The sequence below is a fragment of the Nonomuraea sp. NPDC001684 genome (genome assembly GCF_053596515.1).
The window spans coordinates 1-16,775 of the sequence record NZ_JBSFGJ010000196.1 but is presented as its reverse complement, the minus strand read 5'-3'; the positions used below and the strand labels follow the sequence as shown (position 1 = coordinate 16,775).

The following is a 16,775-nucleotide window of genomic DNA, read 5'->3' as shown; positions in this document are numbered from 1 at the left end:
GCCGAGGATCCCGGCGCCGCGCGCCATGTCGTCCAGCCGGTCGATTCCGATCTCACGCATCGATCTTCTCCAGGTCCAGGTCGCCGACGGCCTTCACCCTGATCCGGGTGGCGTCGCCGGGCAGGTAGGCGAGCGGCAGCTCCTCCACGTCCACGATCCGCACGCTGCCCGCGCGGGCGCCCCCGCGCTCGGCGCGGATGATCGCCTCGCTCTTGGCCTCCTCCAGGATGCGCTCGCGGGGGCCGGAGAAGACCCGGTCCACCTCGCCGCCGACCTGGGCGATGGCCGCGCCGACCGCGTTGGCCACCTCGAAGTGCGCCGGGCGGCGCACGTCGTCGAAGCCGGGCAGCTCCTGGATGAGCACGCTGCCGCCGCCGACCAGCACGACGGGCAGCGGCGCGGACGAGGTGCGCATGCGGTCGACCGCCTCCGAGACGCGCTCGGCGATGAGCTTGAGCGGGCGCTGCGGGTCGACGTGCGCGACCCTGTCACGGTCGCCGATGTCTGCCAGCCCGGCGGCCACGGCCAGGTCGGTGGCGGTCAGCGTGCCGCCGCCGAACACCAGCGCCTCCTCGGTCAGCCGGTAGCCGACGCTGCGCGGGCCGGTGGTGCCGTCCTCGGCGACCAGCGAGCCGCCGCCGATGCCGATCGACAGCACGTCGGGGATGCGGAAGTTGGTGCGCACCTCGGCGACCAGCGCCTCGCCGGCGGCCTCGCGCGGGAACCCGCCGACCAGGATGCCCACGTCGGACGTGGTGCCGCCGATGTCCACCACCGCGCAGTCGGTCAGCCCCGACAGGTACGCCGCGCCGCGCATCGAGTTCGTCGGCCCCGACGCGAACGTGGCCACCGGGTAGCGGCGGGCCTGGTCCACGTCCATGAGGGTGCCGTCGTTCTGGGACAGGAACAGCGGCGCGTCAATCCCGGCCACCCGCAGCGCCTCGCCGAAGGCGGCCACGGTGCGGTCGGCCAGCGGGCGCAGGGCGGCGTTCACGATCGTGGCGTTCTCCCTGGCCAGCAGGCCGACCCGGCCGATCTCGCAGGACAGCGACAGGTGCACCTCGGGGCCCAGCTCGGCGGCCAGGATCTGCGCGGCCTCGCGCTCGTGGGCGTCGCTGACCGGGGAGAACACCGAGGAGATCGCGACCGTGCGCAGGCCGCGCCGCCTGATGTCGGCGGCGACGCCGCGCAGCTCGTCCGGGTCGAGGGGGGAGATGGGGGCGCCGTCGTACTCGCAGCCGCCGTGGCACAGGTAGACCGCGCCCTCGACCGCCTGGCGCAGGCGGTCGGGCCAGTCCACCAGCGGCGGCAGCGCGGCGGTGGCGGGCAGGCCGAGCCGGACGGCCGCGACCGGCTCCAGCCGGGCGGCCTCCACCAGGGCGTTGACGAAGTGGGTGGTGCCGATCATCACCGCGGACACCCGGGTGGCGCCCAGGCCGGCCAGGGCCGCGGCGACGCCGCCCGTGACGTCCGCGGTGGTGGGGGACTTGACGGTGGCCAGCACCTGGCCGTCGTCGCCGATGAGGGCGGCGTCGGTGTTGGTGCCGCCCACGTCGATGCCGATACGCATGAAGGAGGACTCTCTTCTGGACGGTGAGCGCGGGGCCGCGCGCTTCTCGGACGGTGAGCGCGGGCTGCGCGACTCTCGGACGGTGAGCGCGTGGCCGCGCGATTCTCAGACGGTGAGCGCGGGCCGCTCGACGGGGACCTCGCGGGTGCCGCGGACCAGGCCGAGCCGGCCCGCGACGACGTAGCCCAGGCCCGCGAGGATCAGGGAGTTCAGGGCGGGGATGCCGATCCACTGGTAGTGGTCGCTGAGCCAGCCGACCAGCGCGGCGGCGGCCCAGATGACCAGCGTGGCGGGCACCCACGTCGGCTCGGTCTCGGGGAGCGTGCCGGTGGCGCGCGAGGCGTCCAGCACCGGGCGCCAGCGGCGCACCACGAAGTACTCGGCGACCATGATCCCGGCGACGGGGGGCGTGATGACGCCGAGGATCAGCAGGAAGTCGGTGAAGCGCTCCAGGATCCCGGCGGCGGCCAGCACGCTGCCCAGGACGCCGATGCCGATGGTGACGGCGACCCGGTTCAGTCGCACCCCGACCGTGGACTCCACGGCGTTGAGCAGGCCGAGCGCGGCGGAGTACAGGTTCCAGTTGTTGATCTTCACGGTGGCCGAGATGAGGACGATGACGCCGATCACGCCGGAGGAGGCCGTGATGATCGCGATCACGTCCGAGGACTTGACCGCGTAGGCCAGCAGCACGCCGGCCAGGCCGAGCACGTACTCGCCGAGGGAGATGCCGACGAGGGTCTGCTTGACGACGTCGCCGGTGTTGCGGTTGAACCTGGTCATGTCGGGCGTGGTCACCGCGCCGATGATGTAGGAGCCGGCCACGATGGTGGCGCCGGTCGCGATGCTGATCGGCTCGCCGAACGGCGGCGAGGCCACCAGCGACCCCAGGTCATGTCGCGAAATTTCCACCCACATCGCCCAGCCGGCCAGGCCGAGGAACGCCGGCACGGTGATGAACGCCGTCATCCCCATCGCCTTGAACCCGCGGATGACCAGCAGCGTCACGCCGATGCCGGCGATCATGGCCCACGCCCAGAGCGGCAGCCAGGACATGATCGAGTGCAGGCCCGAGGCGAACACCGCGGTCTGCACGCCGAACCAGCCGAACAGGCTCAGGGCGATGATCACGCCGATGATCGTGGAGCCGTACCGGCCGAAGCCGGTCCAGCGGGCCAGCATGGAGGTGGACAGGCCCTCGCGCATCCCGGCGATGCCGACGAAGATGCACACCACCTCCAGGATCACCGAGCCGAGCGTGAACGCCCAGAACGCCCCCCAGAACGACAGTCCGGCGCCGAGCGTGGCGCCCAGCAGGAACTGCGTCAGGTCGGAGAGCTGGCCGAACCGCTGCACGGCCACGTTGAACCAGGAGTAGCGGGCGGCCTGCGGCACCCGCTCCAGGGGGTAGTCGGAGTCGGTCATGGTGGTCTTCCTTCGCGTCGGGGGGTCGTGGCGGGGGCTCACGAGCGGGGGCTCACGAGCAGGCGGTCACAAGGCTGGTCGTAGGGCCGGTCAGAGAGCCGGTCAAAGGTCAGAGAGCCGGTCAAAGGTCAGAGAGCCGGTCGAAGGGCGGGCGGTCACAGGAGCGAGGGCGGCCCGGCGGCGCGGGCGCGCAGCCGGACGAACGGGCCGGGCAGGTAGGCGAGCGGGATCTCCTCCACCCCGATGACCCGCACCCGCCGCGGATCGGCCCCGGCGCGGACGGCCGCCGCCCTGGCCTCCTCCGCGACCGGTTCGAGCGCCGCCGCCAGCGCCGAGCGGTCCGGCAGGCGGACGATGCGCTCGTACTGGCCGCCGACCGGGCTGACCGCCGCGCCGATGGCGCCGGCCGCCGGCCCGTGCTCGGGATGCCGCCCCTCCGGCACGGCGTGCTCACCGCCGCCCACGACCACGAGCGGCAGCAGCCCGGCGCCCGGCTGCAGCCGGTCCACGGCCTCGGCCAGCTCGGTCGGGTCGACCGGCCGCGGCACCCTGATCAGCCCGGGGATGCGCAGCCCGACGGGCACGCCGCCGATGTCCGCGCCGCCCACGGCCTCCTCCGGATAGCCGCCGGTCAGCACGCCGACCCGGACGCGGGTGGCGCCCACGTCGGCGACCACCGCGTCACCGAGCCCGGTCAGCGCGCCGGCGCCGCGCAGCACGCTCGCCGGGCCGCTGCCCAGGCTGAGCCCGGGATGGCGGGCCAGGTGCTCCAGGCTCATCAGCGTGCCGTCGCCGCGGGTCACGAACACCGCCGCCCCCGGGCACAGGCCCGCCAGCGCGGTGGCCAGCCCGCCGGAGACCGCGCCCGCGAACCCCGACAGGGCGGCGTCCAGCACGGTCGCGTTCTCGCGTTCCAGCAGGCCGAGCGAGCCGAGGTCGGCCGACAGCGCGATCGGCACGCCCTCGCCCAGCTCCGCCCGGACGATCTCGGCCGCCTCGCGCTCCTGCTCGCCGTCCAGGGGCGAGAACAGGCCCGCGACGGCGACGGCCTGCGCGGTGCCGGCCACGCCCGCGGCGAAGCGGGCCACGGCGTCGCGGTCGAGGGGCGTGCGGTCCTCGCGGTCGAGGCCGCCGCCGCCGTCCACGACGGCGGTGCCGGCGTTCACCGCGGCACGCAGGTCGGGCGGCCAGCCGGACAGCGGGCGCACCGCGGTCGCCGACACGCCCGCGATGCGCAGCACGGCCACCTTGCGCAGCCCGGACCGCCTGGTCACGGCGGTGGCGGCGCCACGCAGGCCGACGGCGACCTGGGCCGGCTCGCCGTCCATCGGCAGGCGGGCCAGCGCGGCGCGCACCCCGGCCACCGGGTCGCCGGGGATCGACGCGATCTTGACGGTGGCCAGCACCCGGCCGTCGTCGGCGACGACGGCCGCGTCGGTGTTGGTCGGCCCGACGTCCACCCCGGCTCTCACGCTCCCACCTCCCGTCCGGCGGGCCCGGAAGGCCCGGAAGGCTCGGAAGGCTCGGAAGACCCGGTGGACGCGGTGGGGGAGGGGCTGAAGGCCGTGCCCGCCGGGGTTTCCGGCGTCGCGGGGACGGGGGGCGCCTGCGGTGGGGGAGGGGTGGGAAGTCCGGTGAGACCGAACGCGGCGGGCCCGGCCAGCCGCAGCCCCTCGGGGGTGTGCCAGACCGGGTCGCAGGGGACGCGCACCACGCTGACCCGCAGCCCGTACCGGACCTGCTCGGCCTGCACGACCTCGCCCGTACGCGTGTCCAGCATCGCGATCACGTCGGGCACCACGGCCAGCGGCACGCCGTCCTCGACGACGGCCAGGAACTCGCTGCCCGCCTGGACGCGCACCAGCCGCCCCTGGTCGTACCCGAGCCCTTCGACCAGGATCGACCCGGCCGTCTCGGCGACCTTGCCGGTGACCAGCGGGTCGGGCAGCCGCGTCCCGAGGCGCACGGCCCGGGTGACGGATCCGAGCGCGGTGGCGCCGGCCACCTGGTCGCCGCGCATGATGTACTCGCTGGTCGCGACCTGGCCGCCGAACGCCTCCAGCGACGCCCGTACCAGCCGTTCCAGCCAGCCGCCGGTCACCCGGTCGACGACGACGGTCCGGCCGCGCTCGTCGCACAGCACGGCCGGGGTGGGCGCGATGCCGCGCAGCTGCATCACCGTCTGGTCCATGCGGGGGAAGGCGCGGCTCATCCCGTCGGCGTCCACCAGCGGCAGGCCGACGCGGGCCGCCCAGGCCACCGCCAGGCAGCCGTTCGCGCCGCCGATCTCGCTGGCCAGCACCGCGCCGACGGGCGCGCCGTACAGCTCCTCGATCTTGTCGCGCAGGTAGACGGGCTCGTCGGTGCCGCCGACGCGCTCGGACATGACGGCCGAGGAGCCCGCGGTGCCCACGGGCATGACGAGCAGCTCGGGGTCCAGCTCGGCGGGCTGCACGACGCGTACCGGCCCGTGGTCCTCCAGCGCCTGCAGCGCCGCGGCGCGGGCGATGGTCACGGGACCGCCGCCGCCCGAGCCCAGCACGGCGCAGCCGCGGGCGAAGGCGGGCAGCAGCCCGGTGTCGATGTCCATGCTGTCGAGGTTACGAAGCCGCAGGTCAAGCCCGGATGTTCCAGCCGCACCTTTTTGCCGGGCTTCGTGTGCCGATGGCACACTGATGGCATGTTCCTGCTGGAAGAGCTGCGTCCGCTGGCCGGGCCGGAGGCGCCGGCGGCCGCCTCCGGCGTGCGCCTGGTGGAGGACCTGGGCGGGATCGCGGGCCAGCCGCCGGGGTCGGTGCTGGTCCTGACCGGCGCGGCCTCCCGGCAGGCGGCCGGCTACCGGCTCGACGTCGCGCTGCGCGACGCCGCCGCGGCCGGCGCCGTGGCGCTCGTGCTCACCGCGGAGGCCGGGCGGGCCCTGGAGGCCCTGGAGGCCGCGGTGGACCGGAGCGCCGCCGCGCTGGCCGAGCGGGGCGGGGTCGCGCTGCTGGCGGCCGCCGGCGGCGACCTGGCGGAGCTGGTGGTGGCCCTTGACCGGGCCATCGCGGGCGACGCCGCCGAGGCGCTGGTCCGTACGGCGCGCGCCGCGGAGGCCGTGGCGGGGGCGGGCGGCGTCCCCGAGCGCATCGCCGAGGCGGCCGGCGTGGCTCTCGGCCGTCCCGTCCGGGCCGACGGCGGCGCGTTCACCGCCCAGGCCGGCGGGCCCGCCGGGACGCACTTCGACCGGGCCGCCGGGATCGTGCTCAGGGTCGCCGCCCTGGCCGCCGCCGCGGGCCCGTCCGACGAGCTGCCCGGACGGTCCCGCGCCCAGCTCCTCACCGAGCTGCTGGTCGCCCCCGAGAACCAGGCGCAGGAGCTGGCCCCCCGCGCCAGGGCCCTCGGCCTGCCGATCGACGACTGGCACGTCGTCCTGCGCCTGGAACCCGCGAAGGACCCCGCCAAGACCCCGGACGCCGCCACCGACGGCCCGGCCGACGGCGGCCAGGAACGCTACGCCCTGCTGGAGACCGCCGCCTCGCGGGCCGTGCGCGCGGCCCGCGAGCTGGGCGGCGCCGCCTGGAACGCCGCGCTCGCCGGCGACGCGCTGATCGTGGTCCGCAGCCAGCGGCGCGACCAGGGCAGGGCGGGCCTGCGCGAGGCCGTGCGCGACGCCGCCCGCCTGCTCGATCGGGTCCGCCCGCCGGGCGCCGAGCTGCGCTGCGGGGTCAGCACCGCCCACCAGGGCCTGGTCGGCCTGCGCACCTCCGCCTCCGAGGCGCGTACGGCCCTGCGCCGCAGCACCCTGCCGCTGGCCACCTACGACCTGGCCGGCCTCGACCGGATGCTGGAGGAGTGGTACGCCTCCGACGCCGCCCAGCACGCCGTCAGGGAGCTGCTGCAACCGATCCTCGACCTCGGCGGCGAGCGGGCCGCCCACCTCCTGGCCATCCTGCGCGCCTACCTCGACCACAACGGCTCGCCCGCCCGCGCCGCCGAGGAGCTGCACCTGCACCGCAACGCCGTCAGCAGGAACGTGCGCCGCATCGAGACCCTGCTCCAGGCCGACCTCGCCGACCCGCGGCAACGCCTGGCCCTCCAGCTGGCCTGCCGCGCGGCCTCCTCCCGCTGAACGACGGCCCTCCAGGACCCCGCTCCCGGGCCGCCTGGTGAACGTCGGCGGCCACCGCCTGCACCTGCGCTGGGCGGGGTCCGGCGGCCCGGTGGTGGTGCTGGAGGCGGGCCTGGTCGAGTCGAGCGCGAGCTGGGAGGTGGTCCAGCGGCGGCTGTCGGCCGGGCTGCGCGTGTGCTCCTACGACCGGGCCGGATACGCCTGGAGCGAGGAGGGTCCAGGGCCGCGAACGGCGGGCCGCGCGGCGGGGGAGCTGCGCGCGCTGCTCGCCGCCGCGGGCGAGCCCGGCCCGTACGTCCTGGCCGGGCACTCCTACGGCGGCCAGATCGTCCGGCTGTTCGCCGCCCGGTACCCGGACGTGACGGCGGGCCTGGTGCTGATCGACGCCACCGACGAGGAGGCGGTGACGGCCGTGCGGGTGTCCCGGCCGCTGATTGCCGCCCAGCTCACCGCGAACCAGGCGCTGGCCAGGATCGGCCTGCTCCGGCTGGCCGGGGATCTCCTGGTGCCCGGCGACGCCACCCCGGCGGCGCGCGCCGCCGCCCCCGTCGTCTACGGGCCGGGCAGCATGGCCGCGGCCAGGGCCGAGGCGTGGGCCTTGCCGGACAGCGCGCGGGAGGTCGCCGGGACGGCGGAGGGGCCGGGGGGGCCGCCGGTCGTGGTCGTCATCCCGTCCGGCGGGCCGCGCAGCGCCCTCGACCAGGCCCGGCGGGTGGCCGCCCGGTCCACGCGCGGGCGGGTGGTGGTGGCCGGCACCTCCGAGCACTACGTGCAGTATCGGCAGCCTGATCTGGTCGTCACGGCGATTCGGGACGTCGCCGCCTCCACAGAAAGGTGAAACTGGGTCTTGCCGGTCGGGTCAAGTCGGCTTTCAATGATCGGGATACCGGTGATCCTGGAGGAGCCGATGCGTGGCTTGAGGGCGTCCGCAGTCATCCTGATGATCGTCGTCTCGACGTTCCTCGCCTCCGGGCCGTCGTCGCTGCCGGCGGTGGCGGGGCCGGCCGACCCGGAGCCGGCGTCGCTGGTCACGCTCTCCGTGCCCGACAGGGCCGCGATGGAGCGGCTGGTCGCCTCCGGCGCCGACCTGACCGAGCGGGTCCGTCCGCAGGCCGACGGCAGCGTCCAGGTGGACGCCGTGCTCACGGCCGGCAAGCTCGCCGAGCTGAGGGCGATCGGCGTGGGCCTGGCGTCCGGCACGCCGCCCGCCGCCCGGCAGGCGCCGTCCGCCACCGCCGCGCAGGACCAGATCGTCATCGAACGGGCCGTCTGGTACAAGTCCCGCGACGGGTACTTCCTGTCGGTCGAGGCCAGCAGCAGCGCGGGCGAGACGGCGGCCCTCACCGCCACCTGGACGGGCCGCGGCGGCGCCACCGGCCAGGTCGCGATGGTCCCGTACGTCGACGCCGGCGCCTACCTGGGCCACCAGTTCAGCACCCCCGCCCCGGTGCCGGCCGAGCCGCAGCGCGTCACGGTCACCTCGGCGATCGGCGGCACGGCCGAGGCCCGCGTCCTGGAATGGCCCGACGGGGACCGTCCCGACCACCAGGCGCCGGGCTACCAGAAGGACTTCGTCACCCAGTACATGCCGCCCGCCCAGCTCAACGAGCGCATCCAGGCGCTGCACCGGCGGTACCCGTCGCTCACCGACGTCATCCCGCTGCCCAACCTCACCAACGGCTACCGCCGCCACGCCCAGGCGCTGATCGGCACGCCGCCCGGCGCCGCGATCGTGGTCACCTCCGACGCCTACGGCTCCGAGGGCGGCAACGACCTGTCCGTCGAGCTGGCCGCCCCGGGCGCGCCGGACCGGCCGCTCCAGGTGAGCGTGGCCCGCAAGCAGGTCACGGTGAGCCTGGCCACCGACGGCTCCGGCACGCCGGTCAGCACCGCCGCCCAGGTCGTCGCCGCGATCAACGCCGCGCCGGGCACCGGGCTGAAGGCCGCCGCCTACCGCACCGACCCCGGCGCCGGCGTCATGGCCGCGGCCGCCGCCACCCGGCTCACCGACTCCCTCAAGGCGCCCGCCGACGTCTCCCGCAAGCCCATGCGGGTGCTGGCGCTGCGCGTCGGCGTCCACCGTGACGGCTCGCGCACCGGCGTGCTGGCCTACGCCCAGGAGCACGCCAGGGAATGGGTGGCGCCGCTGGTCACCGTCGAGGCCGCCGAGCGGCTGCTGCGCAACTACGCCCACGACGCCGCCACCCGCAGGCTGCTGCAGCGCACCGACATCTTCATCGTCCCCACCGTCAACCCCGACGGCGCGAACTACAGCTTCTACGACTTCAACGGCCAGCGGAAGAACATGACCAACCACTGCCCGGCCGCGCAGTCCGACCCGGCGCAGCGCAACACCTGGGGCGTGGACGTCAACCGCAACTACGCCGTCGGCTCCCTGTCGGACGGCTACTTCGGCGCCTCGGCCAACTGCCAGAGCGGCACGTACGCCGGTCCGGCCGAGCACTCGGAGCCGGAGAGCCGCAACGTGATGTGGCTGGCCGAGACGTACCGCAACATCCGGTTCGCCATGAACGTGCACAGCTACGGCGGGTACTTCATGTGGCCGCCCGGGGCGTACAAGCTCGACGGCCGTGTGGCGCTGCCCAGGCCGAGCGCCCAGGAGGAGGCGTACTTCATGCGCTCGGCCCGCACGATCGAGCAGGCCATCGCCGCCGAGCGCGGCACGGTCATCTGGCCGCAGCAGACCGGGCCGGTGACCGACGTGCTCTACTCGGCGGCCGGCAACTCCGCCGACGAGCTCTGGTACGACCACGGCGTCTACGGCTGGGACTTCGAGGTCGGCGCCGACCTGTGGAACCCGACCGCGCGGACGTGGGAGGGCGTGGGCTTCCAGCCGCCGTTCGAGGAGGGGCACGCCGAGGCGATGGAGTTCGCCGCGGGCCTGATCTCGCTGGTGGGGGTGGCGGCCGACTACCGGAGGCCGTGACCGTCGCGCGGCTCATGCCCAGGTCATGGCGTTCGCGGGGGCCGGGAATGCCCGCGCGTTGCCCGGGGTTTACATACGGACACCCCGCGACAGTGACCTGGGCTTTTGCCCATATTGGGGTCGCTTGCCTGGGGTTTACGGTTCAGGGGTAGATCTTTGCCCGTTTTAGGGTGTTTGGTTTGCGTTTGTCCGTTTCTTGGGTTAGTGTCTACCTATTGGCGGGTGAGTGACCCATCTGGGTCCGCCCCCATTGCGCTCCACGTAGCGACCGATGGCGTTTGTGCCCGGCTACGGCCTTCATGTCTTGTCTGAGTCAAGCGAGCGCATGCCCCCCTGATGATCGATGTCACCAAGGAGACTGCTGATGACTGCTCGCCTGCGTTCTTTCGCCATGCTTTCCGCCGCTGCTCTGTCGGCGCTGACGATCGGTGCCGCCGCTCATCCCGCGAGCGCTGATGCGGATGTGAACGGTCAGGGTGTGCTGGCCGGTTCGACGACCGCCTCGTACTTCTGGGACGACTCCTCGGGTCGCGCCGGTGACACGGGTCTGCCGGCGGCCGGCAAGCCGATGCAGAAGGGTCTGGCGGCTTCGCCGTCGTGGCCGCTGATGACCGAGGGTTACGTGGTCTACCAGGGTAAGAAGCTGCCGTTCTTCGTGGGTGACCGTGGTCCTGGTGACCCCTCCAGTCGTGGGGTGATGCTGGACCTGGACGCCAAGACGTTCGCGGAGCTGACCGGTGGCCGGTTCAATCCGGAGACGCTGGGTGTGGACGGTGTGAAGGGCGAGGGTCACATCAAGATCCAGTACGTGGTCACCAAGTGGGGTGACGGTGTGGGCAGGAAGGCCGCTCCGGTGGCGTTCGACACGGGTGCCTGGCGTCAGCAGGACACCGGCACGGCTCCGGTGTCGGTCAAGAAGTAACACGCGCGTGCGAGTGAAGGGCGTTCCCATCGGGGGACGCCCTTCTCGCATGTCAAGGAACGGCAAACGCCGCCCCGCCCGCCCGCCATACTGGTTCGTCTGAACACTTGGAGTAACGGGCGGTGACCATAAGTGATGGAGGCGGGGCCCGACGAGGCGCTCAATTTCGCCGTCCTGCGCGTGCGCGGCCCCGAGGGGGCCGTGGCGGGCGCGGGCTTCCTCATCGCGCCCGACCGCGCCCTCACCTGCGCGCACGTCGTCTCCGGCGCCCTGGGCCACGGCGACGGCCCGCCGCCGCCGGACGCCTGGGTCACCGTCGAGCTGCCCTTCGCCGGCGACCCCGCGCCCGTGCGCGCCCACGTCGAGCACTGGGTCCACACCGCCGCCGACGGCTCGGGCGACATCGCCGTCCTGCGCCTGGACGCCGCGCCCCCGGGCGGGCGCCCGCTGCGCATGGCCGAGCCGCGCAGCCTGTGGGGCCACCGGGTCGTCGTCGCCGGGTTCCCGCCCGGCCTGCGCGGCGGCGGCTGGCACACCGGGCGGCTGCTCGGCGGCACCCAGCAGGGCTGGCTCCAGTGCGCCCCCGACGACCCCCGCGGCGTGCCGATCGAGAGCGGCTTCAGCGGCAGCCCCGTCTGGGACGTCGAGCTCGGCGACGTCGTCGGCATGGTGGTCGCGGCCCAGCCCGGCGGGCCCCGCCAGGCGTTCGTGATCCCCACCCGGTCGCTCACCCGCGCCGTCCCGGCCCTGGCCGCGACCGTACGGCCGGCCTCGCCGTTCCGCGGGCTGTCGGCCTTCCGCGAGGGCGACGCCGCCGTCTTCTTCGGCCGCGACGTGGAGACCGCCCGGATCGCCCGCCTCCTCCAGCCCCATCCCGAGGTCACGCTCACCGGCCCGTCCGGCTGCGGCAAGTCGTCGCTGGCGCTGGCCGGGGTCGTGCCCGCCATGCGCCGCCAGGGCTGCCAGGTCGTCGTCCTGCGGCCCTCGGCCGTGCGGTCCTGGCCCGATGCGCTCGCCGCCGAGCTGGCCGCCCTGTCGCACCCGGGCCTGACCGGGGCCGACGCGCTGGCCAGGGCCGACGCGCTGCGCGAGCCGCTGCGGAACGGCCGGCTGCCCGACGTCGTCGCCCAGGTCCTGCGCGACACCGGCGCGACCGGCCTGCTGCTCGTCGTCGACCAGGCCGAGGAACTGCTGGTCGGCGACCCCGAGCAGGCCGACGACGCGGCCGTGGTGCTGGCCGCGGCCCGCGCCTGCCCGGCCGTGCGGGTGCTGTTCACGCTGCGCGCCGACTTCCTGCCCGCCGCCCTGTCCCACCCCGCGCTCGGCGGCGCGCTCGGCCGCGAGACCTACGGGCTCACCCCCATGACCCGCGACCAGCTCCGGCAGGCCGTCGAGGCGCCGCTGGACGCCGTCCCCGCCGTGACGTACGACCCCGGCCTGGTCGACCGCATCCTGGGTGACGCCGGGGGCGCGCCCGGCGCTCTGCCGCTGATCGGCTTCCTGCTGGACCGCCTCTGGCACGAGCAGGAGGGCGGCCGCATCACCCACACCTCCTACGAGGCGTGCCGCGGCGTGCGCGGGGCCCTGGGCGCGCAGGCCGAGCAGGTCTGGGCGGCGTGCGTGCCCGAGGAGGACACCGCGGCCGGGGAGGAACTGCTGTCCCGGCTCGTCCGGGTCACCGCCGGGGCGCACGCGCCGCTGCGCCGCCGGGTCACCCGCGAGGAGGCGGGGGAGCAGCGCTGGCGGACCGCCGGCCGGCTGGCCGCCGGGCGGCTGCTCGTCATGGACACCGGCGCGGACGGCCGCCAGACCGTCGAACTGGCCCACGAGGCGCTGATCACCGAATGGCCGCGGCTGGCCGGGATCGTCGCCGCCGACCTGAAGTTCCTCGAATGGCGCGACCTGCTCCACCAGGACATGGGCCGCTGGCGGCAGGCCGGGCGCGCCCCCGACCGGCTCCCCGGCCCGCCCGAGCTGGCCGCCGCCGCCCGCTGGCTCGCCGAACGGCCCGCCGACCTGACCGAGGACGAGCACGACTACCTGCGCCAGGGCCGCCGCCGTCAGCGACGCCGCACGCTGCGCCGCCGGAGCGCGATCACCGGCGCGGGAATGGCGCTGCTGACGGTCCTCTCGCTGGTCGCCTGGACGCTCTACCAGGGCCGGATCGGCGAGCAGCGGGCCGCCGAGTCCCGCTCCCGCGCCCTGGCGGGCGCCTCGGCCGACCTGGCGGAACGCGACCCCGAGCTGTCGTCGCTGCTCGCCGTCGGCGCCTACCGCGCGGCCCCCACCCAGGAGGCCAGGGCCCAGCTCCTGCAGCGCTACGTCGAACACCGGTACACCAAAGGCGTGGCCACGGGCGCGCTCGGCTCCATCACCGCCGCCGACGCCAGCGACGACGCCCGCGTCCTGCTGGCCACCACCACCTCCGCCGCCGGCCGCGCCACGCTGTTCACCCGCGGCCCCGACGGCCGCTACCGGCCCGCCCACCTGCCCGACCGGGGCGGCACCAGCCGGCCCGCCGTCTCCGCCGACGGCGGCCTGATCGCCTACGCCCTCGACGACGGCGGCATGGTCTGGCACCGCGTCGACCCGCGCGACGGCGAGCTGCTCGACCAGGGCCACGTCCTGCCCCGCCAGGACCGGCCCGCCCCGGCCGGCGAGCTCGCCGCCGACGTCAGGGCGGACGGCGACGACGGCTGGATCGTCACCGCGGGCCCGAAGAAGCTCGTGCTCCAGTCGCTCGGCGCCACCGGCACCCCCCGCACCTGGGTGTACGACCTGCCCGCCGACCTGGTCCGGTTCGGCCCCGACGCCACCACCCTGGTCGTCCGGGAGAAGGGCGTGGCCAAGGTGTACAGCAGCAAGGGCAGCCCGGTGTGGCGGCAGCTGACCATCCGCGAGCTCGGCCCGGCCGACGGCCTGGCCGTCTCCGGCGACGGCGCCACCGCCGTGACCTGCCGGACCAGCGACGACGGCCGCGCCGCCACGTACACGGGCTTCGCGGTGCGCGACGGCGAGCGACTGGGCGGCTTCCAGGCCGGACGCCCGTGCGGCGCGTTCGTCGTCGACCGCGAGGGAAGGCGCGTGGCCGAGCAGGGCGCCGCCGGCTGGGAGCTGGTCGACCTGGCCGGCGGCCGCGCCCTGTCGCGCGCCTGGATCGACGCCCAGACCAGTGCCGCCCCGGTCGCGCTGGTGGGCGCGCCCGGCGCGCAGGAACTGCTCACCAGGTCGCCCGACACCCTGGTGCTGACCGCGTTGCGCGACGGCGAGCAGCTCATCGGCAACCCGGCGCTGCTCCAGGGCGGCACCCGGATGGTCGCCCAGGCCGACGGCGGCGCCCGGCTGCGCCTCATGGAGACCGGCGATCCGCAGCGCACCCTGGCCGACGTCTCCCGCGCCAAGAGCCCGAAGGGCCTCGACGCCGACGGCGACCCCGTCGCGGACGAGTCGGGACGCCTGCTCGCCGACGCCGTCGCCCCGACCAGGGTCGCCGTCCGCGCGCTGCCCTCGCTGTCCCCCCTCGCCGAGGTCACCACCGCCCGGCCGCCCGAGGGCACGCAGCTGACCTACTTCTTCAAGGACGGCGACCTGTTCACCGTCGCCGGCCGCCGCCTGGAGCGCTGGGAGCCGGCCACCGGCCGCCGCAAGAGCGCCTTCGACGTCGCCGGCCCCGGCGCGGTCGTCACGGAGGTGCAGGTCAGCCCGTGGAGCGACGGCCACCTGATGGTCGCCGTGCAGGGCGCCGACCATCTGCGCACGATCGACCTGCGTACCGGCGAGGAGGTCAAGGACCGGCGGCTGACCGTGGGCGCCGACGTCGTCAGCGGGTTCGTCTTCGACCGCACGGGCACCCACCTGCTGCTGTTCCGCAGCGGCATGCTGCCCGAGGTGTGGCTCACCCACCCGCTCAGGAAGGTGCTCGGGCCGCTGCGCTCGTCGGGCGAGAACATCCGCGGCGGCGAGCGCATGACCTCGATCATGCCGGAGAACGCGGGCCGGCTGTTCCTGTTCCGCGAGCGGGAGATCAGCGTCTACGGGCTCGGCGGGACCGGGGTGTCCTACGAGGAGGGCTACACCTTCCGCCAGGCCCAGGACTTCCTCGACATCTCGCCCGACGGCTCGCTGCTGCTGCGCCTCAAGGGCGGCGACGGCGCCACGGGCTACTCCACCGACCTGCTCCGGCTCGACCCCGGCAGCTGGCGGGCGCGGCTGTGCGAGGTGTTCGGCCGCCGTCTCACGCCGGGCGACCGGCAGCAGGTGCCGATCGCCCTGCCGGACGCGGTCTGCTGACCGTCACGGCTTGCGCCCGACCCCGCCCAGGAAGGTGTGGTACGTGATGCCCAGGGCCGGCCGGTAACCCGGCTCCGGCCGCCACTCGGCCAGCGGCACCAGGCCCGGCTCCAGCAGCTCCAGGCCGTCGAAGAAGCCGCGGATCTCCTCGCGGGTGCGCCAGCGCCCGGTGCCCATGGTGTCGTTGAACAGCCGCTCGGCCTCGAACGCCTGCCGCGACACCTCCGGGCGCTCCTCCATCGGGTTGTGGAAGTGCGAGACGGCGACGTGGCTGCCGGGCGCGAGCCGTCCGACCAGGCGCGCGGCGATGCCGGCCGGGTCCTCCTCGTCCGACAGGTGGTGCAGGATCCCGAACAGCAGCAGGCCCACCGGCTCGTCGAGGTTGAGGAGCTGCCTGGTCTCGGGGTGGTCGAGGACGTCGTCGGGGCGGCGGATGTCGGCCTCGATGACGGTGGTGCTGTCGTCGACGGCCAGCAGGGCCCGGCCGTGGACCAGCACGATCGGGTCGTGGTCGACGTAGACCACCCGGCAGCCCGGCGCGGCCGCGTGGGCGATCTCGTGCACGTTGCCCTGCGTGGGCAGCCCCGACCCGATGTCCAGGAACTGGCGGATACCGGCCTCGACGACCAGGTCGCGGACGACGCGGGCCAGGAAGTCCCGGTTCGACCGGGCCGCCTGCGGGGCGTCCGGGGCGATCCGCAGCGCCATCTGGGCCACCTCGCGGTCGATCTCGAAGTTGTCCTTGCCGCCGAGCATGTAGTCGTAGACCCGGGCGACGCTGGGCTTGGTGGTGTCCACGCCGAGGGCGGGCGCGTCCTGCTCGTCGTCGGCCACGGTCGGCTCCTTCGGTTGCGTCGGGCGAGTCCGGCTGGCGTGATCATACGTCCAGGGACGCGGAAAAATCAGGCCCGGGCCGGGCCGTACGGGCTACGGGATTCCGGCGGCCCGCGTTGACATGATGACCCCATGACGATCGAACCACTGGCCCCGGACACCCTGCTCACCACCACCCGCAGCGTGCGCAGGCGCCTCGACCTGTCCCGCCCGGTCCCGGCGGAGCTGGTCCGACAGAGCCTGGAGGTCGCGCTCCAGGCGCCGAGCGGCGGCAACCGGCAGGGATGGCACTGGATCGTGGTCACCGACCCCGAGCGGCGCAAGGTGATCGGCGACTACTACCGGCGGTCGTGGAACAGCTACCACACCTCCGACGGCTCGGCCCGCTCGATGTTCCGGGACGACCCGGCGCGCGCGGCCGTCCAGGAGCGCGTCAGCGGCAGCGCCGCCTACCTGGCCGAGCACATGGGCGACGTCCCGGTGCTGGTGATCGGCGCGATCGAGCTGCCCGGCGGCCGCCTGCCCGAGGGCAACCAGGCCGGGCTGTGGGGCTCGCTGCTGCCCGCCGCGTGGAGCTACATGCTCGCCGCTGGTGATAGTGGGACTGGGCGGCGCGACGTGGTGGGCCTCGTCGACCACGAGCACGTCGAAGGCGAATCGGCGGGCGCTGCCTGGCTGT

Annotated in this window: 11 protein-coding genes; 6 read left to right on the top strand and 5 right to left on the bottom strand. The window is 75.0% G+C overall.

The features are described 5' to 3' along the window. Positions 1 to 52 precede the first annotated feature (52 nt). From ACWCSD_RS29055 to ACWCSD_RS29040, 4 genes are all read right to left on the bottom strand, one after another. The gene (locus ACWCSD_RS29055; protein WP_397158864.1) at positions 53 to 1,570 is read right to left on the bottom strand and encodes a hydantoinase/oxoprolinase N-terminal domain-containing protein; all 1,518 of its coding nucleotides are present in this window, start codon (positions 1,568 to 1,570) and stop codon (positions 53 to 55) included. 105 nt (positions 1,571 to 1,675) lie between these two features. Next, positions 1,676 to 2,995: a purine-cytosine permease family protein gene (locus tag ACWCSD_RS29050; RefSeq protein ID WP_352329663.1), complete on the bottom strand. Its 1,320-nt coding sequence runs from the start codon at positions 2,993 to 2,995 to the stop codon at positions 1,676 to 1,678. A gap of 155 nt (positions 2,996 to 3,150) precedes the next feature. Then, on the bottom strand, positions 3,151 to 4,467 hold the full coding sequence (locus tag ACWCSD_RS29045) for a hydantoinase/oxoprolinase N-terminal domain-containing protein (RefSeq protein WP_449919502.1): 1,317 nt from the start codon (positions 4,465 to 4,467) through the stop codon (positions 3,151 to 3,153). Then, positions 4,464 to 5,585: a DUF917 domain-containing protein gene (locus ACWCSD_RS29040; RefSeq protein WP_449919501.1), complete on the bottom strand. Its 1,122-nt coding sequence runs from the start codon at positions 5,583 to 5,585 to the stop codon at positions 4,464 to 4,466. Before ACWCSD_RS29040 ends, ACWCSD_RS29045 begins: the two co-directional genes overlap by 4 nt. 90 nt (positions 5,586 to 5,675) lie before the next feature. Here ACWCSD_RS29040 and ACWCSD_RS29035 point away from each other — a divergent pair, with 90 nt between their 5' ends. The 5 genes from ACWCSD_RS29035 (at position 5,676) to ACWCSD_RS29015 (ending at position 15,262) form a co-directional block, all read left to right on the top strand. Then, on the top strand, positions 5,676 to 7,103 hold the full coding sequence (locus tag ACWCSD_RS29035) for a PucR family transcriptional regulator (protein ID WP_449919499.1): 1,428 nt from the start codon (positions 5,676 to 5,678) through the stop codon (positions 7,101 to 7,103). A 37-nt stretch (positions 7,104 to 7,140) separates the two neighbouring features. Continuing rightward, entirely contained in the window at positions 7,141 to 7,941 is an 801-nt protein-coding gene (locus ACWCSD_RS29030) for an alpha/beta fold hydrolase (protein ID WP_449919497.1), read from the top strand. A 78-nt stretch (positions 7,942 to 8,019) separates the two neighbouring features. Next, positions 8,020 to 10,050 (top strand): M14 family zinc carboxypeptidase, encoded by a 2,031-nt coding sequence (locus ACWCSD_RS29025; RefSeq protein WP_449919494.1) that lies wholly within the window; start codon positions 8,020 to 8,022, stop codon positions 10,048 to 10,050. Between the two features lie 364 nt (positions 10,051 to 10,414). Beyond that, positions 10,415 to 10,972, top strand: a complete 558-nt coding sequence (locus ACWCSD_RS29020; RefSeq protein ID WP_397158853.1) for a hypothetical protein — start codon at positions 10,415 to 10,417, stop codon at positions 10,970 to 10,972. Positions 10,973 to 11,107: 135 nt separating this feature from the next. After that, positions 11,108 to 15,262: an nSTAND1 domain-containing NTPase gene (locus ACWCSD_RS29015; protein WP_449919506.1), complete on the top strand. Its 4,155-nt coding sequence runs from the start codon at positions 11,108 to 11,110 to the stop codon at positions 15,260 to 15,262. Between the two features lie 3 nt (positions 15,263 to 15,265). Here the strand turns inward: ACWCSD_RS29015 and ACWCSD_RS29010 are convergent, their stop codons facing one another. Further along, on the bottom strand, positions 15,266 to 16,096 hold the full coding sequence (locus ACWCSD_RS29010) for an SAM-dependent methyltransferase (RefSeq protein WP_397158830.1): 831 nt from the start codon (positions 16,094 to 16,096) through the stop codon (positions 15,266 to 15,268). Between the two features lie 132 nt (positions 16,097 to 16,228). Between ACWCSD_RS29010 and ACWCSD_RS29005 the strand changes: the two genes are divergently transcribed. Further along, positions 16,229 to 16,775, top strand: a 547-nt coding sequence (locus ACWCSD_RS29005) for a nitroreductase family protein (protein WP_449919490.1), incomplete at its 3' end; no start/stop codon positions are given.

Excerpts from the sequence above, each read along its gene's own strand:
- ACWCSD_RS29055 (WP_397158864.1), bottom strand. The coding sequence starts at position 1,570 with ATGCGTATCGGCATCGACGTGGGCGGCACCAACACCGACGCCGCCCTC.
- ACWCSD_RS29050 (WP_352329663.1), bottom strand. The coding sequence starts at position 2,995 with ATGACCGACTCCGACTACCCCCTGGAGCGGGTGCCGCAGGCCGCCCGC.
- ACWCSD_RS29040 (WP_449919501.1), bottom strand. The coding sequence starts at position 5,585 with ATGGACATCGACACCGGGCTGCTGCCCGCCTTCGCCCGCGGCTGCGCC.
- ACWCSD_RS29035 (WP_449919499.1), top strand. The coding sequence starts at position 5,676 with ATGTTCCTGCTGGAAGAGCTGCGTCCGCTGGCCGGGCCGGAGGCGCCG.
- ACWCSD_RS29020 (WP_397158853.1), top strand. The coding sequence starts at position 10,415 with ATGACTGCTCGCCTGCGTTCTTTCGCCATGCTTTCCGCCGCTGCTCTG.
- ACWCSD_RS29015 (WP_449919506.1), top strand. The coding sequence starts at position 11,108 with ATGGAGGCGGGGCCCGACGAGGCGCTCAATTTCGCCGTCCTGCGCGTG.